A 17,202-nucleotide genomic window follows, 5' to 3' on the forward strand; every position below is an offset into this window, starting at 1 on the left:
GCATGGCCCTGTGCCAATTGACCCCACCCCGGACCTCTGCCACACAGAAGACTGCGTTACAGCCAAGGGGCCCAACTGCGGGCGCGGGATATGAAAGTTATCATCTGCGGAGCGGGACAGGTCGGCTGGCAAATCGCGCGGCACCTTTCGGGTGAGCGCAATGACGTCACGGTTGTCGACAACAACCCCGATCTGGTGCGCCGCGCGACGGATGCGCTGGATGTGCAGGGGATCGCGGGCTTCGCGTCTTATCCGGATGTGCTGGATCAGGCGGGCGCGCGGGACGCGGATATGATCATCGCGGCGACCCATTCGGACGAGGTCAACATGGTGACCTGTCAGGTGGCGCATTCGGTGTTCTCGATCCCGCGCAAGATCGCGCGGCTGCGGTCGAAATCCTATCTGACGGCAATCTATTCAGACCTGTATCGCCGCGATCACATGCCCATCGACGTGGTGATCAGCCCCGAGATGGAGGTCGCCGAGGCGGCGTTGCAGCGTCTGAACGCGCCTGCGGCCTTCGATACGGAAAAGTTTCTGGATGGTGATGCGGCGCTGATGGGTTTGACCATCGACGACGATTGCCCGATCGTGAACACGCCTCTCAAGCAGCTGACGGATCTGTTCTCGACCCTGCGGAGCATCGTGGTGGGCATTCGCCGCGAGGGCACGTTGTTTGCGCCGGAATCGAACGACCAGATTTTCGCGGGCGATTCCTGTTACGTGATGTCTCACAACGAGGATGTGCGGCGGACGCTCGAGATTTTCGGCAAGACCCATCACAAACAAGAGCGGGTTGTGATCATCGGCGGTGGCAATGTCGGGCTGATGGTCGCGCGCGTTCTCGAACAGCGGGCAGACCGGGTGCGGGTCAAGGTCATCGAACGCAACCGCAAGATCGCGGAACGGGCGGCCGAGGCGTTGGAGCGGACGATTGTTCTGAATGGCGACGGTTTGGATGTGGCGCTTTTGGCCGAGGCCAATATCGAACGCGCGGATGCGGTATTGTGTGTGACCGATGACGATAAGACCAACATGCTGGCCGCCGTGCGTGCCAAGTCCGAAGGCTGCCGGATGGCGATTGCGCTGATCAATGACCCGACCTTGGAGCCGTTGATGGAGCCGCTGGGGATCGACGCCTATATCAACCCGCGCTCGGTCACAGTGAGTTCGATCCTGCGCCATTTCCGACACGGGCGGGTGCGCGCGGTTTATTCCATTGGCGATGCCGAGGCCGAGGTGATCGAGGCGGAGGTCTTGTCGACCTCACCCATGGCGGGGCAGAAGCTGCGCGAAATCGACTTCCCCGAAGGTGTGCTGGTCGGTGCGGTGCGGAAGGCCGGCAAGGTCAAGCGCCCGACCGGGTCGATGGTGATCGAGGAAGGGGACCAGGTGGTGCTCTTCACGCTGGCCAAGGACGTGCCGGAGGTCGAACGCCTGCTTCAGGTCTCGATCGACTTCTTCTGATCCGATGGCGCTGCTCTATCGCCTGCCGTTGCTATTGCTGCTGACCGGACTGGCGTCGGTGTCTATGATCGTCCCGGCGTCGGTGGCGCTTTGGGCTGAGGCGTATCAGGATGCGCGGTCTTTCTTCTATTCCGGGTTGGTGGGGCTCATCCTGTGCAGTCTGATCGGGGTTGCGCTGGCCAACCGACCGCACAACCGCAATGCGATCCGTCAATTGATGGCTCTGTTGGGCAGCTTCCTGATCCTTCCCGCCGTAATGGCGGTGCCGTATTACGAATCGATCCAGACTACGAATTTCCTCAACGCCTATCTCGACATGGTGTCGAGCTTGTCGACCACGGGTTTGCCTTTGTTCGAGGCACAACGCCTGTCGATGGCCGAACATCTGTGGCGGGCACAGGTGGCGTGGATGGGCGGTTTGCTGATGTGGGTGGCGGCTGCGGCCATTCTTGCACCGTTGAACCTTGGCGGGTTCGAAGTGACGTCCCTGGGAGAGCCGGGGCAGGATGTTGTCGTGGGGGCCGCGCGGCGGGACACGTCCAACCCGGCCAGCCGGTTGGCGCGAAGCGCCGCAGTCTTGGTGCCGACCTATGCACTTCTGACGCTGGCATTGTGGGTGTTGCTGCTGGTGGCCGGGGACACGCCGTTCATTGCCCTGACCCATGCGATGAGCGTGATGTCGACATCGGGCATTTCACCTGTTGGTGGTCCAACAGGCGCCAGCAGTGGCCTCGCCGGGGAGGCCATCATGGCGGTTTTCCTGCTTTTTGCCCTGTCGCGGGTCACGTTCTCGCGCGACACCAGCACGGCACAGAAAGCCGGGTTGCTGTTCGACCCCGAGTTCCGTTTGGGGCTGGCCATCGTCTTGACCATTCCGACCGTGCTTGTGCTGCGCCATTTCGTGGCCGCGTTGGATATCGGCGACCAGAACAACGTGGTGGCGGCCTTGCGGGCCTTTTGGGGGGCGGCCTTTACTGTGCTGTCATTCCTGACGACCCATGGTCACGCCAGCGTGGACTGGGTCGACGCGCAGGCTTGGTCGGGGTTGGAGACGCCCGGGCTGATCCTGATGGGGCTTGCGCTGATCGGCGGCGGCGTTGCGACAACGGCTGGCGGGGTCAAGCTGATGCGGGTCTTCGCGCTGACCCTCAATGGCATGCGCGAGGTGGACCGGTTGGTGCACCCGTCCTCGGTTGGGCGGGCAGGCCTCGTGTCACGGCGCACACGGCGCGAGGGCGCGTTCATCGCCTGGGTGTTTTTCATGATCTTCGCCATCACGCTGGCGGCCACCACCGTCGCGCTGGCCGCGTTAGGCATCCCTTTCGAGCAGTCATTGGTGCTTGCAGTCGCCAGCCTGTCGAACTGTGGCCCTTTGATCGAGGTGGTCGAGGCCGGACGGCTGACGTTGATCGAACTTGGCCCCGGACCCAAAGTCATAGCGGCGATCGCGATGATCATGGGGCGTCTTGAAATGCTGGCACTTGTGGTCATTTTGACGCCGGATCTCTGGCGCGATTGAGCCTTGGCGGCACTCTTGCCGAAATTCCTTGTTTTTCCACTGGAATTTACGTGAGTGCCAAGACATAGTGGCCTCAAATCACGACCGTCGGCGCGACAAAAGCAAGAATAAAGGCTAATTTTATGGCATCTGATAAGCAGAACCTTCAGGACGCGTTTCTCAATCACGTCCGCAAGACGAAGGTGCCGGTAACTGTTTTCTTGATCAACGGCGTCAAATTGCAGGGCGTGATTACTTGGTTCGACAACTTTTGTGTGCTCCTGCGCCGCGATGGCCAATCCCAGCTTGTCTACAAGCACGCCATTTCGACCATCATGCCGGCACAGCCGATCAATCTGTATGATGGCGAAGGCGACAATTGAAAGAACATAAGGCGCATGTGACCCCAGCGTGGGTTCTGCATCCTGACATCACCAGCGACCGGTCCCGCCGGGCAGCTGGTCCTGCTCTGGAAGAGGCTGTGGCACTTGCCGCTGCCTTGCCGGGGCTTGAGGTTCTGGGCAGCAGCGTCGTGCGTCTGCCCAAGCCACATCCCGGCGCTTTGTTCGGTTCAGGCAAGATCGAGGAACTCAAGACGCTGTTCAAGGAACAGGACGTCGAATTGGTGCTTGTGGATGGACCAGTGTCGCCGGTGCAGCAGCGGAACCTTGAAAAAGCGTGGGGCGTCAAGCTGCTGGATCGCACCGGGCTGATCCTTGAGATTTTCAGCGATCGGGCGGCCACCCGCGAAGGTGTGCTGCAGGTCGAGATGGCAGCACTCAGCTACCAGCGTACGCGACTGGTGCGGGCCTGGACCCACCTGGAACGCCAGCGCGGTGGGCTGGGGTTCGTGGGGGGGCCGGGTGAAACCCAGATCGAGGCTGACCGTCGTGCGATTGACGACCAGTTGGTCAACCTGCGACGGCAACTGGACAAAGTGGTCAAAACCCGCAGCCTGCATCGCGCGGCGCGGGCCAAGGTGCCGTACCCGATCGTGGCCCTTGTTGGATACACCAACGCGGGCAAGTCCACGCTCTTCAACCGACTGACCGGGGCTGAGGTGATGGCCAAGGACATGCTCTTTGCCACGCTCGATCCGACCATGCGCGCGGTCAAGCTGCCCAATGGGCCGGATGTGATCCTGTCTGACACGGTGGGCTTTATCAGTGATCTGCCAACGGAACTGGTTGCGGCGTTCCGCGCCACGCTGGAAGAGGTGCTGGCGGCAGACCTGATCCTGCATGTGCGCGACATCAGCCACAGCGCCACCGAGGAACAGGCACAGGATGTGCGCGATATCCTGAACTCGCTTGGAGTGACCGAAACCACGCCGCTGCTTGAGGTCTGGAACAAGATCGACGCGATGGACGACGAAGTGCGCGAGGCCACGCAGGCGCGTGCCGAGCGCAGCGCCGATGTCTTTGCAACCTCTGCACTGACCGGCGATGGGCTTGATGCGCTGCTTGGGGCGGTCAACCGCATCCTCGAAGGCGACCGCCGCGAAGAGACCCTGCATCTGGGCTTTGACGAAGGCCGCAAGCGCGCCTGGCTTTTCGACAAGGCGCTGGTCGAGGACGAAATCCAGGACGAGACCGGCTATACGGTGCGCGTGCGCTGGTCCGCAAAAGACGCCCGTCAGTTCGAAACGCTCTAGCGTCGCTTCATCTGGTTTCTTTGGGCCAAAAATACCTCGGGGGAGTCGCCTTTGGGCGACGGGGGCAGCGCCCCCACGGCGCGCGCAGCGCGCCTCTGTCGGCGGGCTTCAGGCCCGTCGAAACTATATGTCTGCACCAACTATTCCCGAACCAACCGCGTTGCCCCCACCGACGCCGCGCGTGCAAGGTCCACATCCAGCGACATCGGGATGTATTCTCCGCGCCGCCAAAGCGTTCCCAGATCATCGTAGTGACGCGACAGAAAGTGGCCCGACTGTCCCGTCGACAGGATAAAGACCGAACTGTCGGGATCGGCGAAGTCGTACACACCGCGATAGGCTGCGCCGTGCACGTTGAGGAACGGATTGGGGCCTTCTCCCGCACCGCGTCCACGCATCAGCGTGTGATCGCCGCCCGACGTGCTTTGGCGGATGTTGGTGAAGTACCGCAGGATCGGCACTTCGCCCAGAACCGGATGGTCATGGGTTGCCTGATGGGCATCGCCCCAGCGCAGGGATTCGAGCGACGTGCCCCAGTTCTCGGAAATCCAGACCAGCGCATCATCCAGCGCCAGACGGGCGATGTCGGTGCAGGTTTCGTCGATCGCTGACCGGATGACGTTGCACCACGCGCTGGCGCCGTCCACATCCCGGTACACCCGTTCAATGAAAAGCGGCTCCACACGGGTGAATTCGGATGCGAGTGGACCAAGGTCGTCGCGGATCAGCCGTTCCTGCAACGCCCGCAGCCAAGCTGAATAAATCAGGGGCTCGGGCATATGCTCGTTCATCTCGCCATTCCAATTGGCCAAGAGGTCGAGCGCGCGCTGGCGAAGCCGCTCTGGTGTGCCGTCCGGGGCGGCTTCTCCGGTGAACCACAGGTCTGCGCCGATCAATGGCAGCAAGGCACGGGCGGTGACCGACACGGTGTCGAGCTGCGCTTCGATAAAGCTGTCGCGGGTGTGCACTTCGCGGCCCTGCATCAGGCCCTGCCACCGCATCACGCGTTGGCTGTCGCCCCAATCAAAGCTGACATGGAGCGGGAAGGGGCGGTCGACGGTCTTGTTGTTGGTGTTGCCGACGATTCCGCCCGTGGGGTTCAGGAAAACTGGGTTGGAGTCGTCGGGAAACACGCCTTGCCAGCGGTTCTCGGAGCGCCAGCCCAGCGACGGAAGGCGGCCCTGACTCTGATGCGCCGCGTCTCGTCGGGGCATGGCGCCGACCAGCTTCATCGCGATGCTGTCGCCGTCGATCACGGTGAGGTTTTGCGATGGCGCAACAAACGCCTTTGAGACCGCCAGCGCGTCTTCGACAGAGGTTGCATACATCAGCGCGATTGCAGCGGACATTGAGGTGTCCCGCGGGCTGAGAGCGGTCCAGCTGAGCGCCGTGACGTGATCCGGCGGCGTGATGGTCGCAAGATCGAACTGCGTTCCGGGAAGAACAGGGCCATTGTCGGTCCAACGCAGGGTCAGGGTGACCGGTTCGGAATCCTTGATTTCGATGATGGAACGGCGGGTCACGAAATCCTTGAAGCCGTCGGGTGTGCGGTATTGCTCGCGGTTGTCGGGGTTCAGCTCTTCAATGAAGAGGTCCTGATCGTCGAGGTAGGACGAGGTGAGCCCCCATGCGATGGCATCAGACCGTCCGGCCATGACCGCGGGGATGCCGGGAATTGTGGCACCGATCACGCCGCCAGAGGACAGTTGCAGACGCGCCAGATACCATGTTGCGGGCGCGGTGAACTGTAAATGCGGGTCGTTTGCCATCAGCGTCGATCCGGTGGCGGACCGGGTTTCGTCGGCCGCCCATGCGTTCGACGCGCCGGCCAACCCCCGAGGTGCCACTGGCCAGAACATCGGGTCGGGGCCGCCTTGGGCAAACTGCGTGCCGCCGGAGGTGCCGGGGACAAGTTGGGCGTATTCTGGCAGGGCGGCGACGCCGGCACCGGGAATGTCGGGCAGAATGTCCGCCAGCCGGTTTTCATCGGGCAGAAGCAAAGAGGTGCGGGCGCGCAGCACTTCCTCGCGCAGATGGCTGGAGAGTTGCAGCGCCATCAACTTGACCAATGCCAATGAATCCGCCGGTTGCCACGGGGCGAGGGGTGCGTTGAAGACAAAAAACTCAGGCGCGCCCCGGCCAAGGCTGTCGCGGTTGATTTCACTGATCCGGGCGTTGACGCCGGCGGCATAGGAGTCCAGCGCATCGAGGGTGCGGGCATCCTGCGCAGCCACCGACTGTACCGCGCGGGGATAGATGTCCAGCCGTCGCAGAAGTTTGTCGGTTTCGACGGTGCGCGTGCCGAACAGTTCGGACAGGCGCCCCTGAGCGGTGCGTCGCATCAAGGTCATTTGCCACAGACGGTCCTGAGCATGGGCGTATCCAAGCGCGAAAAACGCGTCCCGATCCGAGGTCGAAAAGATGTGCGGCACGCCGGAATTGTCGCGCAAGATCTCGACATCAGCGGTCAGCCCGGACACGGGAACGGTGTTGTCGTAGTCCGGCAGTGACCGCGAGGCGAGGTAATACACGATCAGAACTCCGATCGTCACCAGAACGAGAGAGGCCGTGGTCAGCCACACCAGAGTTCTGAAGATCAGCGCCACGCGTCGTTCACCTTTCAAACCGGGTTTTGCCCCCATCCTTTGGGCTCAAAACGGATACTTGCGTTGCCCTAACGAACACGCAAGCCCTTGCCAAGGGGGCGGTGCAGCGTCAGGTAAAGGCAGCAGAAAATTACCACAGAAGATAGGGAGCACGCGGCATGGCGAAAGTGGCATTCTTGGGTTTGGGGGTCATGGGTTACCCGATGGCGGGACATCTGGTCAAAGCCGGGCACGAGGTGACCGTGTATAACCGCACGGCGGCTAAAGCCGAGGCATGGGCCAAGGAACACGGCGGTTCGCATGCATCCACCCCGCGCGAGGCAGCGGCGGGCTGTGACTTCGTGATGTCCTGCGTCGGCAATGACGACGACCTGCGCAGCGTGTGTCTTGGCGAGGATGGCGCGTTTGCGGGCATGGCCGAGGGCAGCATCTTTGTCGATCACACCACCGTGTCGGCCAAGGTCACCCGCGAGCTATACGAGGCGGGTGCGGCGCGCGGCATCGCCTTTGTCGATGCACCGATCTCGGGCGGGCAGGCCGGTGCCGAAAATGGCGTCCTGTCGGTGATGTGTGGTGGGGACGAGGCGGTGTATGCCAAGGCTGAGCCGGTGATCGACGCCTATGCGCGCATCTGCCGCCGCATCGGTGAGAGCGGTGCAGGTCAGATGACCAAAATGTGCAACCAGATCGCAATTGCGGGGCTCGTGCAGGGTCTGAGCGAGGCGCTGCATTTCGCCGAGAAGGCGGGCCTTGATGGTCGCGCGGTGGTCGAGGTGATCAGTCAAGGCGCGGCCGGGTCTTGGCAGATGTCGAACCGCTACGAGACGATGATCGACGACAAGTTCAATCACGGTTTTGCGGTGGATTGGATGCGCAAGGATCTTGGGATTTGCCTCGATACCGCGGACGAAGTTGGGGCGTCGCTGCCTGTGACGGCGCTGGTCGATCAGTTCTACAAGGATGTGCAGAAGCTGGGTGGTGGGCGTTGGGATACATCGAGCCTTATCAAACGTCTGCGTGCGATGGGCTAAGATACCGGGGTGGATGCGTCGACGCATCCACCGTTTCCGTTGACGGAAACGACCATCGGCGCTTTGGTGCCTATCCGAGATCACGGTTTTATTTCAGTATCTTGTGGCGCGAATTGGCGATGATATCTGACTCCACGACGACACTGAGTCGTTGTTTGCGGCACAGACCGCAATGGAGATCAAACCTATCATGAAGAACGCAATTGTAACCCTTGGAACCGTGGTCGCTCTGACAGCCGGTTTGGCGCACGCGCAGGTTGCTGTGGAAGATATGGATGGCAATGGCAGCTATTCGATGGAAGAACTGATGGTGTCCTATCCCGACCTGACAGAAGACGTGTTCGCTGCGGTCGATGTGGATGGCGACGGTGCTGTCAGTGCCGATGAGCTGGCCGCTGCACAAGACGCGGAGATCCTTGTCGCCAATTGATTGGTGGATCGGACCTCATGTGGGGCTTCGGGAAACCGAAGCCCTTTTGTTTTGTGCGGCTCTATTCGGTGTCCGTCGCGCGCAGCGACAAGACCGCGATGATCCCGATCACGCAGAGTCCGAGGACAGCCACGTTCACCGGTCCTGTATTCGCCACGATCACACCGACCAGCGCCCAGATCACGGTGATGCCGTATTCGGGTGCGCGATGCAGGCGGTATTGCACGACCAGCGCAAGCACCAATCCCAATGATAGGGCGATGATGGCGGCCCATGTGGCGCTCAGTATGCCGTACCCGCCCAGCAGCAGTCCGATGGACACCGACGAGGCAGCAGTCAGCCACCCGGCGTAGATCGCAACCGGGGCCTGCTGATACCAGCGGTCGGTGTCACCGACCCGGAACAGGCTAAACAGGGCGGTTCCCAGCATGGCAAGGATCAGAACTGTTGCCGCCACAGGCGACAGATTCGCCACGGGAAGCCACGTGGCTCCGATGGCAAGGCTGAGCACCAGCGGCGGTCGCATCGCCGTCCAATCGGGATCGTCGCTGCGCTTGAGCAGGCCAAAGCCTGCACCAACGATCAGCCAAAGATAGATCAGACCCCAAATCGAAAACGCATAGCCCGCAGGCTGCACCGGCGGGTCGTTCTGCGGCACTGGGAATTGGTCAGGTTCGAACCCGTTGAACCCTTGGGTGAACAAGGGGGACGCGGCAAAGAGAAGTGCCGCGCCAAGAACCAAAGCTGCCCAAACCCGTGTCATGACTATGCCATCACCCCGTCTGCTGCGATCCGTGTCTTGCCGCCCAGCCATGGGTGCAGCGCCTCGGGCAGGGTGACCGAACCGTCAGCCTCTTGTCCGTTTTCCAGAACCGCGATCAGGCAGCGTCCAACGGCGAGGCCCGACCCGTTGAGCGTGTGCAGGTATTCCGGTTTTCCACCGCTTGCCGGTTTGAACCGGGCGTTCATCCGGCGGGCCTGAAAATCGCCACAGACCGACACCGAACTGATTTCGCGGTAGGTGTTCTGACCAGGCAGCCAAACTTCGATGTCATGGGTGCGGCGCGCGCCAAAGCCCATGTCGCCAGTGCAAAGCACAACTGTGCGATAGGGCAGGCCCAGCTTTTCAAGGATGCCTTGGGCGCAGCCTGTCATGCGGTCCAGCTCGTCGCGGCTGTGATCGGGATGCGTGATCGACACCATTTCGACCTTTTCGAACTGGTGCTGGCGCAGCATGCCCGCGGTGTCGCGCCCGGCACTGCCCGCCTCAGACCGGAAGCACTGCGTGTGGGCGACATAGCGGCGGGGAAGATAATCTTCGTCCACCGTTTCGCCGTTGACGATGTTGGTGAGCGGCACCTCGGCGGTGGGCACCAGCCACCAGCCATTGGTGGTCTGGTAGCTGTCTTCGCCGAATTTCGGCAATTGGCCGGTGCCGTACATCATGTCATCGCGCACAAGGACCGGGGTCCATGTCTCGGTCAGGCCGTTCTCGGTGATGTGCGTGTCCAGCATGAATTGCGCCAAAGCCCGGTGTACCCGCGCCACAGCACCCGACATCACGACAAAGCGCGAGCCAGAGAGTTTGGCGGCGGTTTCAAAGTCCAACCCGGTTTGAACACTCGCGATTTCGTAATGTTCCTTGGGCTGGAAATCGAATTGGCGCGGTGTGCCCCAACGGTGGACCTCGACATTGTCGGCTTCGTCCGCGCCATCGGGCACGTCCTCGAACGGCAGATTTGGCAAACCTTCGAGCAGCTTGGTCAACTGGTCGTCCAATTCCTTGGCACGGGTCTGCATTTCGGCCACTGCGGCCTTCTTTGCGGCGACCTCGTCCCGTAGACGGGCAAAGAGGTCCTCGTCGCCCGACGCCTTCGCCTTGCCGATGTCCTTGGCAGCCTTGTTCTGATCGGCTTGCGCGGTTTCGGCCTCGAGGATGGCGGCGCGGCGGGCTTCGTCGATGCGCAGAACTTCGGACGAGACCGGCTCCAACCCACGGCGCGACAGGGCTGCGTCGAACGCAGCGGGGTTCTCGCGGATGGCTCGGATGTCATGCATGGGTCTTGTCCTTCTGACTCGCAACTGTGATGGGCGGCCTTATGCACCGGAATGCGGGGCTTTGGTAGGGGGTCAGGGCTGGGGCACGCGCGACACAGGGACCGCCAATGCGCCGGTCTGTCCCATGGCGCTGATCACACCTGCGACTTCCCAGTGTGCGCCGACCCGCGCCAACACCGGGCCGCCGGAATTGCCTGGGGTCACTGGGCAGTCCAGACGCAACAATGCCGAGGTGACCTGCCCATCACAGCCGAACGACGCCCCCAGCATGTGCGGACGACGCGTGGAATAGCCCAGGATGCCATAGGGGGCGCTGGTTTCGGTTGCGACAAGGGGCAGCGGGGTGATCTTGGACACCCGCTCCAGCGTGAGGATTGCCACATCGAACCGCACATCCAGCTGGCCTTCCGAATAAGCGCGAGGATGTATCCAGACCGCGCGCCCCGGTACGCTGTCGGCCGCCGTGCCACGCAACCAGCCCGCGACAAAGGTGAATTCATGCGGCAAGGGACCAAGTCCATCGGTGCCAGCCACGCAATGCGCCGCCGTCAGCACCTTGTCCGGTGCGATCAATGTGCCCGTGCACATTTCTCGTGTGCGGTAGCCTGCGGCATTGATCCGCCCCACCGCTTGCCAAAGCGCATGATCCTGTGCGGGCAGCACCGGGAGACCCTGCGCCGCCAGCGCGCTGGACAAGAAAAGCAGGACAAGGGGTAAGATCGCTTTCATAGCATACATGTAAGGCGCAAAACCCGAACCGCTACAATGCGGCAGGACAAACGCTGCAGACAAATTCAGTGTGAAGGCCAGCGTCGGTTTGCGTCTGCGTGCACGCGGCGTCAAAGACAACCGAACCCGCCTTGCAAAGCCCGACCCGGCAACATAGGTTCCGCCCAAATTTATGGCCAGATATCGCGGGGGTGTGCCCCGCCATCTTCAAGGAGCACGCCCATGGAAGGCAACGCAATTGCCCAGTTCGTCCCGCTTATCCTGATCTTCGCGATCATGTATTTCCTGCTGATCCGTCCGCAGCAGAAAAAGATGAAAGAGCATCAGAAAATGGTCGAAGGCCTGCGTCGTGGTGATGTTGTCATCACTCAGGGTGGCCTGATCGGTAAGGTTGTGAAGGTCAAGGAAAACAACGAATTAGACGTTGAGATCGCCGAAGGCGTCAAGGTCCGCGTTGTGCAGAACACAGTCGCCACTGTGGTGTCCAAGACCGAACCCGCAAACACGTGATCCCCTCCTGATTAACAGACCGCATCGGACCGTTCGCTCATGCTTCAGATCGACCTATGGAAGCGCCTCCTGATCTGGACCACCGTTGCGGTGGGGCTTGTTCTGGCGTTGCCCAACCTGTTTTATCCGCGTGTCGAGCAACACAACGACGCGGTCGCCGCGATCGAGTTGTCGGGCGAGTCCCCTGAACTTCTCACACAGGCCGAGAGCTGGCCATCGTTTCTGCCATCTGGTCTCGTGAACCTTGGACTTGATCTGCGGGGCGGCGCGCATCTTTTGGCAGAGGTTCAGGTGCAGGACGTCTACGCGGCCCGGCTCGAGGCGCTCTGGCCCGAGGTGCGCGATGTACTGCGTCCCGAGCGGGACACGGTGGGCACGATCCGGTTGCAGCCTTCGGCAGCAGGAGAGCTGCGCGTCCGTATCTCGCAGCCTGAGGGCATGACGCGGGCGCTTGAATTGGTGCGGGGATTGGCGCAGCCGGTGGTCTCAGTGACAGGGGCGCTCAGCAACGATCTGGAAGTGGTGTCAGATGGGGCCGACATCGTTGTGACTTTGTCGGAGGCCGAACAGATCGCCACTGATGAACGCACGATGCAGCAGAGCCTCGAAATCATCCGCCGCCGGATCGACGAGGTTGGTACCCGCGAGCCGACGATTCAGCGTCAGGGCAGCGACCGTATCCTGATCCAGGTGCCGGGCATCGGATCGGCGGCCGAACTGAAGGAAATCATCGGCACAACGGCGCAATTGACGTTCCAGCCCGTGATCGGCCGCAGCGACGACGCCAACACCTCGCCGGGTGTGGGCAACGAGCTGCTGCCGTCTCTGGATGAGACCGGCGTGTTCTATATCCTTGAACAAGCCCCGGTCGTCACCGGAGAAGAGCTTGTCGACGCGCAGCCTGCGTTCGACCAGAATGGGCGCCCGGCTGTGAATTTCCGGTTCAATCCCACGGGCGCACGCAAATTCGGTGATTACACCGCCGCCAATATCGGCAATCCCTTTGCCATCGTGCTGGACGAAGAGGTGATCAGCGCCCCGGTGATCCAAAGCCATATTCCCGGCGGGTCCGGGATCATCACGGGCAGTTTCTCGGTCGAGGAAAGCACACAGCTTGCCGTGCTTTTACGGGCAGGGGCCCTGCCTGCCGGGTTGGAGTTTCTCGAAGAGCGCACCATTGGCCCGGAGCTTGGGCAAGACAGTATCGACGCCGGGCGCATCGCAACCTTGGTGGCCTTTGGCGGAGTGCTGATCTTCATGGCACTGAGCTATGGCCTTTTCGGGATTTTCGCGAATGTCGCGCTCATCATCAATATCGGACTGATCTTTGGCCTGTTGAGCATGATCGGCGCAACACTGACCCTTCCCGGCATCGCGGGAATCGTGCTGACCGTCGGTATGGCGGTGGATGCGAACGTTCTGATTTTCGAGCGTATCCGGGAAGAGCTGAGAACAGCCAAAGGCCCGGCGCGCGCCATTGAGCTGGGCTATGAAAAGGCACTGTCGGCCATTCTGGACGCCAACATAACGACCTTCATCACGGCTGTGATCCTGTTTGTCATGGGCTCTGGCCCGGTGCGTGGTTTTGCGATCACGCTTGGGCTGGGCATCCTGACTTCGGTCTTCACCGCCATTTTTGTCACCCGGCTTCTGATCGTGATTTGGTTCGAACGCCGTCGCCCCAAGACGATCGAGGTCTGATATGCGTTTGCGACTGGTCAAACAGAACACGAATTTCGACTTCTTCAACCGCTGGAAGCTTTGGTTTGGCATTTCCGCGTTCTTGGTGGTCTTGTCTTTTGGATCGTTCATCCTTCAGGGTTTGAACTACGGCATCGACTTCCGGGGTGGGACCACGATCCGCACGGAAAGCCCGCTTCCGGTGGATGTCGGCGTCTACCGCGATGCTATCGGCGCGCTGGAGCTGGGCGACATCACGATCTCGGAAGTCTTCGATCCAACCTTCGGCCCAGAGCAGAACGTCGCCATGGTGCGCATTCAGGCACAGGACGGCGAGGAAGCGGTGAGCACTGCGGTGATCGAAGCGGTCGAAGCGGCATTGGTCGAAGTGCGCCCGGATATCAAGTTTGTCTCGGTCGAATCGGTCGGCCCGAAAGTGTCGGGCGAACTGATCCAAACGGCCGCGATTGCTGTGGTCCTCGCGATTGGTGCCGTTCTGATCTACATCTGGCTGCGGTTCGAATGGCAGTTCGCCTTGGGGGCGGTGCTTGCACTCGTGCATGACGTGATCCTGACCATCGGCATCTTCTCGGAGCTTCAGATCAAGTTTGATCTGGCGATCATCGCGGCTTTGCTGACCATCGTCGGCTATTCGCTCAACGACACTGTGGTGGTGTTCGACCGGGTGCGCGAAAACCTGATCAAGTATAAGAAAAAGGACCTCAAGGAGGTTCTGAACATCTCGATCAACGAAACTCTGAGCCGAACGTTCATGACCTCGGCCACCACGCTGGTGGCGTTGATCGCGCTGTTCGTATTGGGCGGTGACGTGATCCGCGGCTTCGTCTTTGCGATGATCTGGGGTGTGATCGTGGGCACCTATTCGTCGATCTTCGTGGCCTCGGCGATTCTGCTTTGGCTGGGCGTGAAACGCGACTGGACCAAACCGACGGACACAACGGGAAACCAGTTCTCCAACGTCGATGCCTGAGGTCGTTCTGGCTGCGCTGGAGACAGCGGGGCTGGGCTGGCTGATCCTGATCACCATCGTTGCCGGAATCGTCTATGGTTTTGCCGGATTTGGTGCGGCCCTGATCTATATGCCGGTTGCGGTGATATTTCTGGCACCCGTCATGGCCATCGCGGCGTTTTCGGTGTCGGCCATGTCGTCTGTTGTGACGGTGTTTCCCACAGCTTTGCCGCTGGTCAATCGCAAGGCTGTGACGGTTCTCATATTGTCGGCAACAGTATCGGCGTCGTTCGGGATATGGGTGCTGCGAATGACGGATGTCATCGTGATCCGCTGGGCGGTCGTGATCTTCTGCGGTTTGACGCTTGTCGCGTTGATTGCGGGATGGCGCTACCGCGTGGAGCCAACCACGGGCACGCGGGTGTTGATTGGTGGCGCCGCTGGCTTTGTCGGCGGGTTGAGCGGATTGATGGGACCGATCATGGTGCTGTTCCAATTGGCTGGGCGCGACAGCATCTCCACGACCCGAGCGACCACCGTGGTGTTCCTCACGGTGACCAGCATACTGATGCTGCCTTTGATGGCGGTGCAGGGGGTACTCACCGCGCAGGCGGTGGCGCTTGGGATCGTATTGCTGGTGCCGTATGGTATCGGCGCGTTGATTGGGCAGGCTTTGTTCCGCCCCGAGCGCGAACGGTTTTATCGCGCAGTGGCCTATGCCATTATCGGACTTGCCACGCTGGCCGGAGTGCCGATCTGGAACGGAATGTAACGGAAAGGGAAAGAGATGCGTTTGAACGAAGTGGTCTATACCGACGCGCACCCGATCGAGGGTTATGGTCCGGGGTTTTTCCGAATTGGTGGTATAAGACACGCCGCTCCGCTGGTGACTGGCCCGTCGGGTACGGCCCCTTGGGGCGGGTATGATGATGCCGAAACGCTTTTGCCCTTTGAGGGAAACTTGGATGTGCTGTTCATCGGCACAGGCGACGACATTGCACATATTCCAGCCGGGCTGCGCGATGTGTTGGAAGCGCGCGGGATCGGTGTTGAGGTCATGAGTTCGCCCGCCGCGTGCCGGACGTACAATGTTCTGCTCTCCGAGGGGCGCAGGGTCGCTTTGGCATTGCTTCCGGTTGGAGCAGAGAGCTGATGCGTCGATGCATCGCTGCTTTTCGTTGACGGAAAGCACGCGCGTCTGCGAATTCGGAAAAGCGACACTTTCGCGCTTTTGCCTGCGACAGGCTTGGTCTAAGCCGGACCCATGGTTCTGACTGTACGCGATCTGGCTGTCACCCGTGGCGGCCTTGCCATTCTCGAAGGGGTGTCGTTCGAGCTGAACGCAGGTGAAGCGTTGGTGCTTCGCGGCCCTAACGGCGTTGGCAAAACAACCCTGTTGCGCAGCATTGCCGGGTTACAACCACCCGAGATTGGCACCGTCACCGGAGCCGAAGACCAGATCGCCTATGCCGCGCATTCCGATGGCCTCAAGGCCATGCTGAGTGTCACAGAAAACCTGACGTTCTGGGCCTCGGTCTTTGGTCTGTCGGACATCGAACCCGCGATCAAGGCCTTCGATCTGACGGACCTGCGCAACCGCATGGCAGGCACGCTGTCGGCGGGGCAGAAACGGCGTCTGGGGCTGGCCCGACTGATGGTGACCGGCCGTCCGATCTGGGTCTTGGACGAACCGACTGTGTCACTTGATGTGGCGTCAGTCGCGCTCTTTGCGGATGCGGTGCGCGGGCATCTCCATAGTGGTGGCAGCGCATTGATGGCCACGCATATCGACCTTGGCTTGGCCGAGGCCCGTGTTCTTGACCTGACACCCTTCAAAGCTGCCCCCCGCACGCGCCAAATGGACGAGGCCTTCCTGTGAGGGCGCTCTTGGCTCGCGACCTGATGCTTGCGATCCGCGCAGGCGGTGGCTTCGGCCTTGGTCTGGCATTTTTCCTGATCGTCACCGTTCTGGTGCCCTTTGGTGTCGGACCGCAGACAGACCTCCTGTCGCGCATCGCCCCAGGTATCCTGTGGATCGGAGCGTTGCTGGCTTGCCTCTTGTCGCTTGATCGCATCCTTGCGCTTGATTGGGAGGATGGCTCGCTTGATCTGCTCGCTACGGCGCCTCTGCCGATGGAAGGCATCGTGTCGGTCAAGGCGCTGGCGCATTGGATCACCACAGGTCTGCCTTTGGTGCTGGCCGCGCCGGTATTGGGCGTGCTGCTCAGCCTGCCTCTGCCCGCATACCAATGGGTGGTGATCAGCCTCGCGGTAGGTACACCCGCGCTTAGCGTGATCGGCACCTTCGGCGCGGCGCTGACCGTGGGGATCAAACGCGGTGGTCTGCTCATGTCGCTGCTGGTTTTGCCGCTTTACGTGCCGACACTGATTTTCGGGGCCGAGGTTGCGCGGCGCGGGGCCGAGGGGCTGACCGTGCAGGCGCCATTGCTGCTTTTGGCGGGGATCAGCTTTGGTGTGATCGCGCTTTTGCCCTTTGCCAGCGCGGCCGTGCTGCGGATCAATCTGCGGTAACACGTCCCATGCGTTTTTTTGAATTGAAGACGTCCCC

General features: G+C 61.3%; 17 protein-coding genes. 13 read left to right on the plus strand and 4 right to left on the minus strand.

Annotated elements, in window-relative coordinates:
• Window positions 1-90 precede the first annotated feature (90 nt).
• From trkA to hflX, 4 genes are all read left to right on the plus strand, one after another.
• Window positions 91-1,467 (plus strand): Trk system potassium transporter TrkA, encoded by a 1,377-nt coding sequence (gene trkA, locus ACK3EW_RS08320; protein ID WP_493809202.1) that lies wholly within the window; start codon window positions 91-93, stop codon window positions 1,465-1,467.
• Between the two features lie 4 nt (window positions 1,468-1,471).
• Window positions 1,472-2,986, plus strand: a complete 1,515-nt coding sequence (locus tag ACK3EW_RS08325; protein WP_493809203.1) for a potassium transporter TrkG — start codon at window positions 1,472-1,474, stop codon at window positions 2,984-2,986.
• Between the two features lie 122 nt (window positions 2,987-3,108).
• The gene (hfq, locus tag ACK3EW_RS08330; protein WP_085629992.1) at window positions 3,109-3,348 is read left to right on the plus strand and encodes an RNA chaperone Hfq; all 240 of its coding nucleotides are present in this window, start codon (window positions 3,109-3,111) and stop codon (window positions 3,346-3,348) included.
• Window positions 3,345-4,619: a GTPase HflX gene (hflX, locus tag ACK3EW_RS08335; RefSeq protein WP_493809204.1), complete on the plus strand. Its 1,275-nt coding sequence runs from the start codon at window positions 3,345-3,347 to the stop codon at window positions 4,617-4,619. The genes hfq and hflX overlap by 4 nt, the downstream gene beginning before the upstream one ends.
• A gap of 140 nt (window positions 4,620-4,759) precedes the next feature.
• Here the strand turns inward: hflX and ACK3EW_RS08340 are convergent, their stop codons facing one another.
• The gene (locus ACK3EW_RS08340) at window positions 4,760-7,225 is read right to left on the minus strand and encodes a penicillin acylase family protein (protein ID WP_493809205.1); all 2,466 of its coding nucleotides are present in this window, start codon (window positions 7,223-7,225) and stop codon (window positions 4,760-4,762) included.
• 158 nt (window positions 7,226-7,383) lie between these two features.
• Here ACK3EW_RS08340 and ACK3EW_RS08345 point away from each other — a divergent pair, with 158 nt between their 5' ends.
• The gene (locus ACK3EW_RS08345; protein ID WP_439121520.1) at window positions 7,384-8,256 is read left to right on the plus strand and encodes an NAD(P)-dependent oxidoreductase; all 873 of its coding nucleotides are present in this window, start codon (window positions 7,384-7,386) and stop codon (window positions 8,254-8,256) included.
• Window positions 8,257-8,446: 190 nt separating this feature from the next.
• Window positions 8,447-8,686, plus strand: coding sequence for an EF-hand domain-containing protein (locus ACK3EW_RS08350; protein ID WP_493809206.1), 240 nt, complete (start codon window positions 8,447-8,449; stop codon window positions 8,684-8,686).
• A gap of 61 nt (window positions 8,687-8,747) precedes the next feature.
• Here ACK3EW_RS08350 and ACK3EW_RS08355 read toward each other — a convergent pair whose 3' ends face one another.
• The 3 genes from ACK3EW_RS08355 to ACK3EW_RS08365 all read right to left on the minus strand — a co-directional run bounded on the left by ACK3EW_RS08355 (window position 8,748) and on the right by ACK3EW_RS08365 (window position 11,482).
• The gene (locus ACK3EW_RS08355; RefSeq protein ID WP_493809207.1) at window positions 8,748-9,449 is read right to left on the minus strand and encodes a TspO-related membrane protein; all 702 of its coding nucleotides are present in this window, start codon (window positions 9,447-9,449) and stop codon (window positions 8,748-8,750) included.
• 2 nt (window positions 9,450-9,451) lie between these two features.
• Window positions 9,452-10,744 carry a serine--tRNA ligase gene (gene serS / locus ACK3EW_RS08360; RefSeq protein WP_493809208.1) on the minus strand — a complete coding sequence of 431 codons (1,293 nt, stop codon included), beginning with the start codon at window positions 10,742-10,744 and terminating at the stop codon, window positions 9,452-9,454.
• 72 nt (window positions 10,745-10,816) lie between these two features.
• Window positions 10,817-11,482 carry a trypsin-like serine peptidase gene (locus tag ACK3EW_RS08365; protein ID WP_493809209.1) on the minus strand — a complete coding sequence of 222 codons (666 nt, stop codon included), beginning with the start codon at window positions 11,480-11,482 and terminating at the stop codon, window positions 10,817-10,819.
• 213 nt (window positions 11,483-11,695) lie between these two features.
• Between ACK3EW_RS08365 and yajC the strand changes: the two genes are divergently transcribed.
• The 7 genes from yajC (at window position 11,696) to ccmB (ending at window position 17,165) form a co-directional block, all read left to right on the plus strand.
• Complete coding sequence (gene yajC / locus ACK3EW_RS08370) at window positions 11,696-11,983, plus strand: preprotein translocase subunit YajC (protein ID WP_085629983.1); 288 nt, start codon at window positions 11,696-11,698, stop codon at window positions 11,981-11,983.
• A gap of 39 nt (window positions 11,984-12,022) precedes the next feature.
• Window positions 12,023-13,684 (plus strand): protein translocase subunit SecD, encoded by a 1,662-nt coding sequence (gene secD, locus ACK3EW_RS08375; protein WP_439120973.1) that lies wholly within the window; start codon window positions 12,023-12,025, stop codon window positions 13,682-13,684.
• A gap of 1 nt (window position 13,685) precedes the next feature.
• Window positions 13,686-14,654 carry a protein translocase subunit SecF gene (secF, locus tag ACK3EW_RS08380; RefSeq protein ID WP_493809210.1) on the plus strand — a complete coding sequence of 323 codons (969 nt, stop codon included), beginning with the start codon at window positions 13,686-13,688 and terminating at the stop codon, window positions 14,652-14,654.
• Complete coding sequence (locus ACK3EW_RS08385) at window positions 14,647-15,405, plus strand: sulfite exporter TauE/SafE family protein (RefSeq protein ID WP_493809211.1); 759 nt, start codon at window positions 14,647-14,649, stop codon at window positions 15,403-15,405. Before secF ends, ACK3EW_RS08385 begins: the two co-directional genes overlap by 8 nt.
• Before the next feature lie 15 nt (window positions 15,406-15,420).
• Complete coding sequence (locus ACK3EW_RS08390) at window positions 15,421-15,786, plus strand: Mth938-like domain-containing protein (protein ID WP_493809212.1); 366 nt, start codon at window positions 15,421-15,423, stop codon at window positions 15,784-15,786.
• Between the two features lie 111 nt (window positions 15,787-15,897).
• Complete coding sequence (gene ccmA, locus ACK3EW_RS08395; RefSeq protein ID WP_493809213.1) at window positions 15,898-16,512, plus strand: heme ABC exporter ATP-binding protein CcmA; 615 nt, start codon at window positions 15,898-15,900, stop codon at window positions 16,510-16,512.
• Complete coding sequence (ccmB, locus tag ACK3EW_RS08400) at window positions 16,509-17,165, plus strand: heme exporter protein CcmB (protein ID WP_085629969.1); 657 nt, start codon at window positions 16,509-16,511, stop codon at window positions 17,163-17,165. The genes ccmA and ccmB overlap by 4 nt, the downstream gene beginning before the upstream one ends.
• Window positions 17,166-17,202 lie beyond the last annotated feature (37 nt).

This window comes from Marivita sp. NO-S04, from assembly GCF_059070475.1.

What these genes read in the sequence shown, in the direction of transcription:
- trkA (WP_493809202.1), top strand. Translation starts at nt 91, where the DNA reads ATGAAAGTTATCATCTGCGGAGCGGGACAGGTCGGCTGGCAAATCGCG.
- ACK3EW_RS08325 (WP_493809203.1), top strand. Translation starts at nt 1,472, where the DNA reads ATGGCGCTGCTCTATCGCCTGCCGTTGCTATTGCTGCTGACCGGACTG.
- hfq (WP_085629992.1), top strand. Translation starts at nt 3,109, where the DNA reads ATGGCATCTGATAAGCAGAACCTTCAGGACGCGTTTCTCAATCACGTC.
- ACK3EW_RS08345 (WP_439121520.1), top strand. Translation starts at nt 7,384, where the DNA reads ATGGCGAAAGTGGCATTCTTGGGTTTGGGGGTCATGGGTTACCCGATG.
- ACK3EW_RS08350 (WP_493809206.1), top strand. Translation starts at nt 8,447, where the DNA reads ATGAAGAACGCAATTGTAACCCTTGGAACCGTGGTCGCTCTGACAGCC.
- ACK3EW_RS08355 (WP_493809207.1), bottom strand. Translation starts at nt 9,449, where the DNA reads ATGACACGGGTTTGGGCAGCTTTGGTTCTTGGCGCGGCACTTCTCTTT.
- serS (WP_493809208.1), bottom strand. Translation starts at nt 10,744, where the DNA reads ATGCATGACATCCGAGCCATCCGCGAGAACCCCGCTGCGTTCGACGCA.
- ACK3EW_RS08365 (WP_493809209.1), bottom strand. Translation starts at nt 11,482, where the DNA reads ATGTATGCTATGAAAGCGATCTTACCCCTTGTCCTGCTTTTCTTGTCC.
- yajC (WP_085629983.1), top strand. Translation starts at nt 11,696, where the DNA reads ATGGAAGGCAACGCAATTGCCCAGTTCGTCCCGCTTATCCTGATCTTC.
- secD (WP_439120973.1), top strand. Translation starts at nt 12,023, where the DNA reads ATGCTTCAGATCGACCTATGGAAGCGCCTCCTGATCTGGACCACCGTT.
- secF (WP_493809210.1), top strand. Translation starts at nt 13,686, where the DNA reads ATGCGTTTGCGACTGGTCAAACAGAACACGAATTTCGACTTCTTCAAC.
- ACK3EW_RS08385 (WP_493809211.1), top strand. Translation starts at nt 14,647, where the DNA reads ATGCCTGAGGTCGTTCTGGCTGCGCTGGAGACAGCGGGGCTGGGCTGG.
- ACK3EW_RS08390 (WP_493809212.1), top strand. Translation starts at nt 15,421, where the DNA reads ATGCGTTTGAACGAAGTGGTCTATACCGACGCGCACCCGATCGAGGGT.
- ccmA (WP_493809213.1), top strand. Translation starts at nt 15,898, where the DNA reads ATGGTTCTGACTGTACGCGATCTGGCTGTCACCCGTGGCGGCCTTGCC.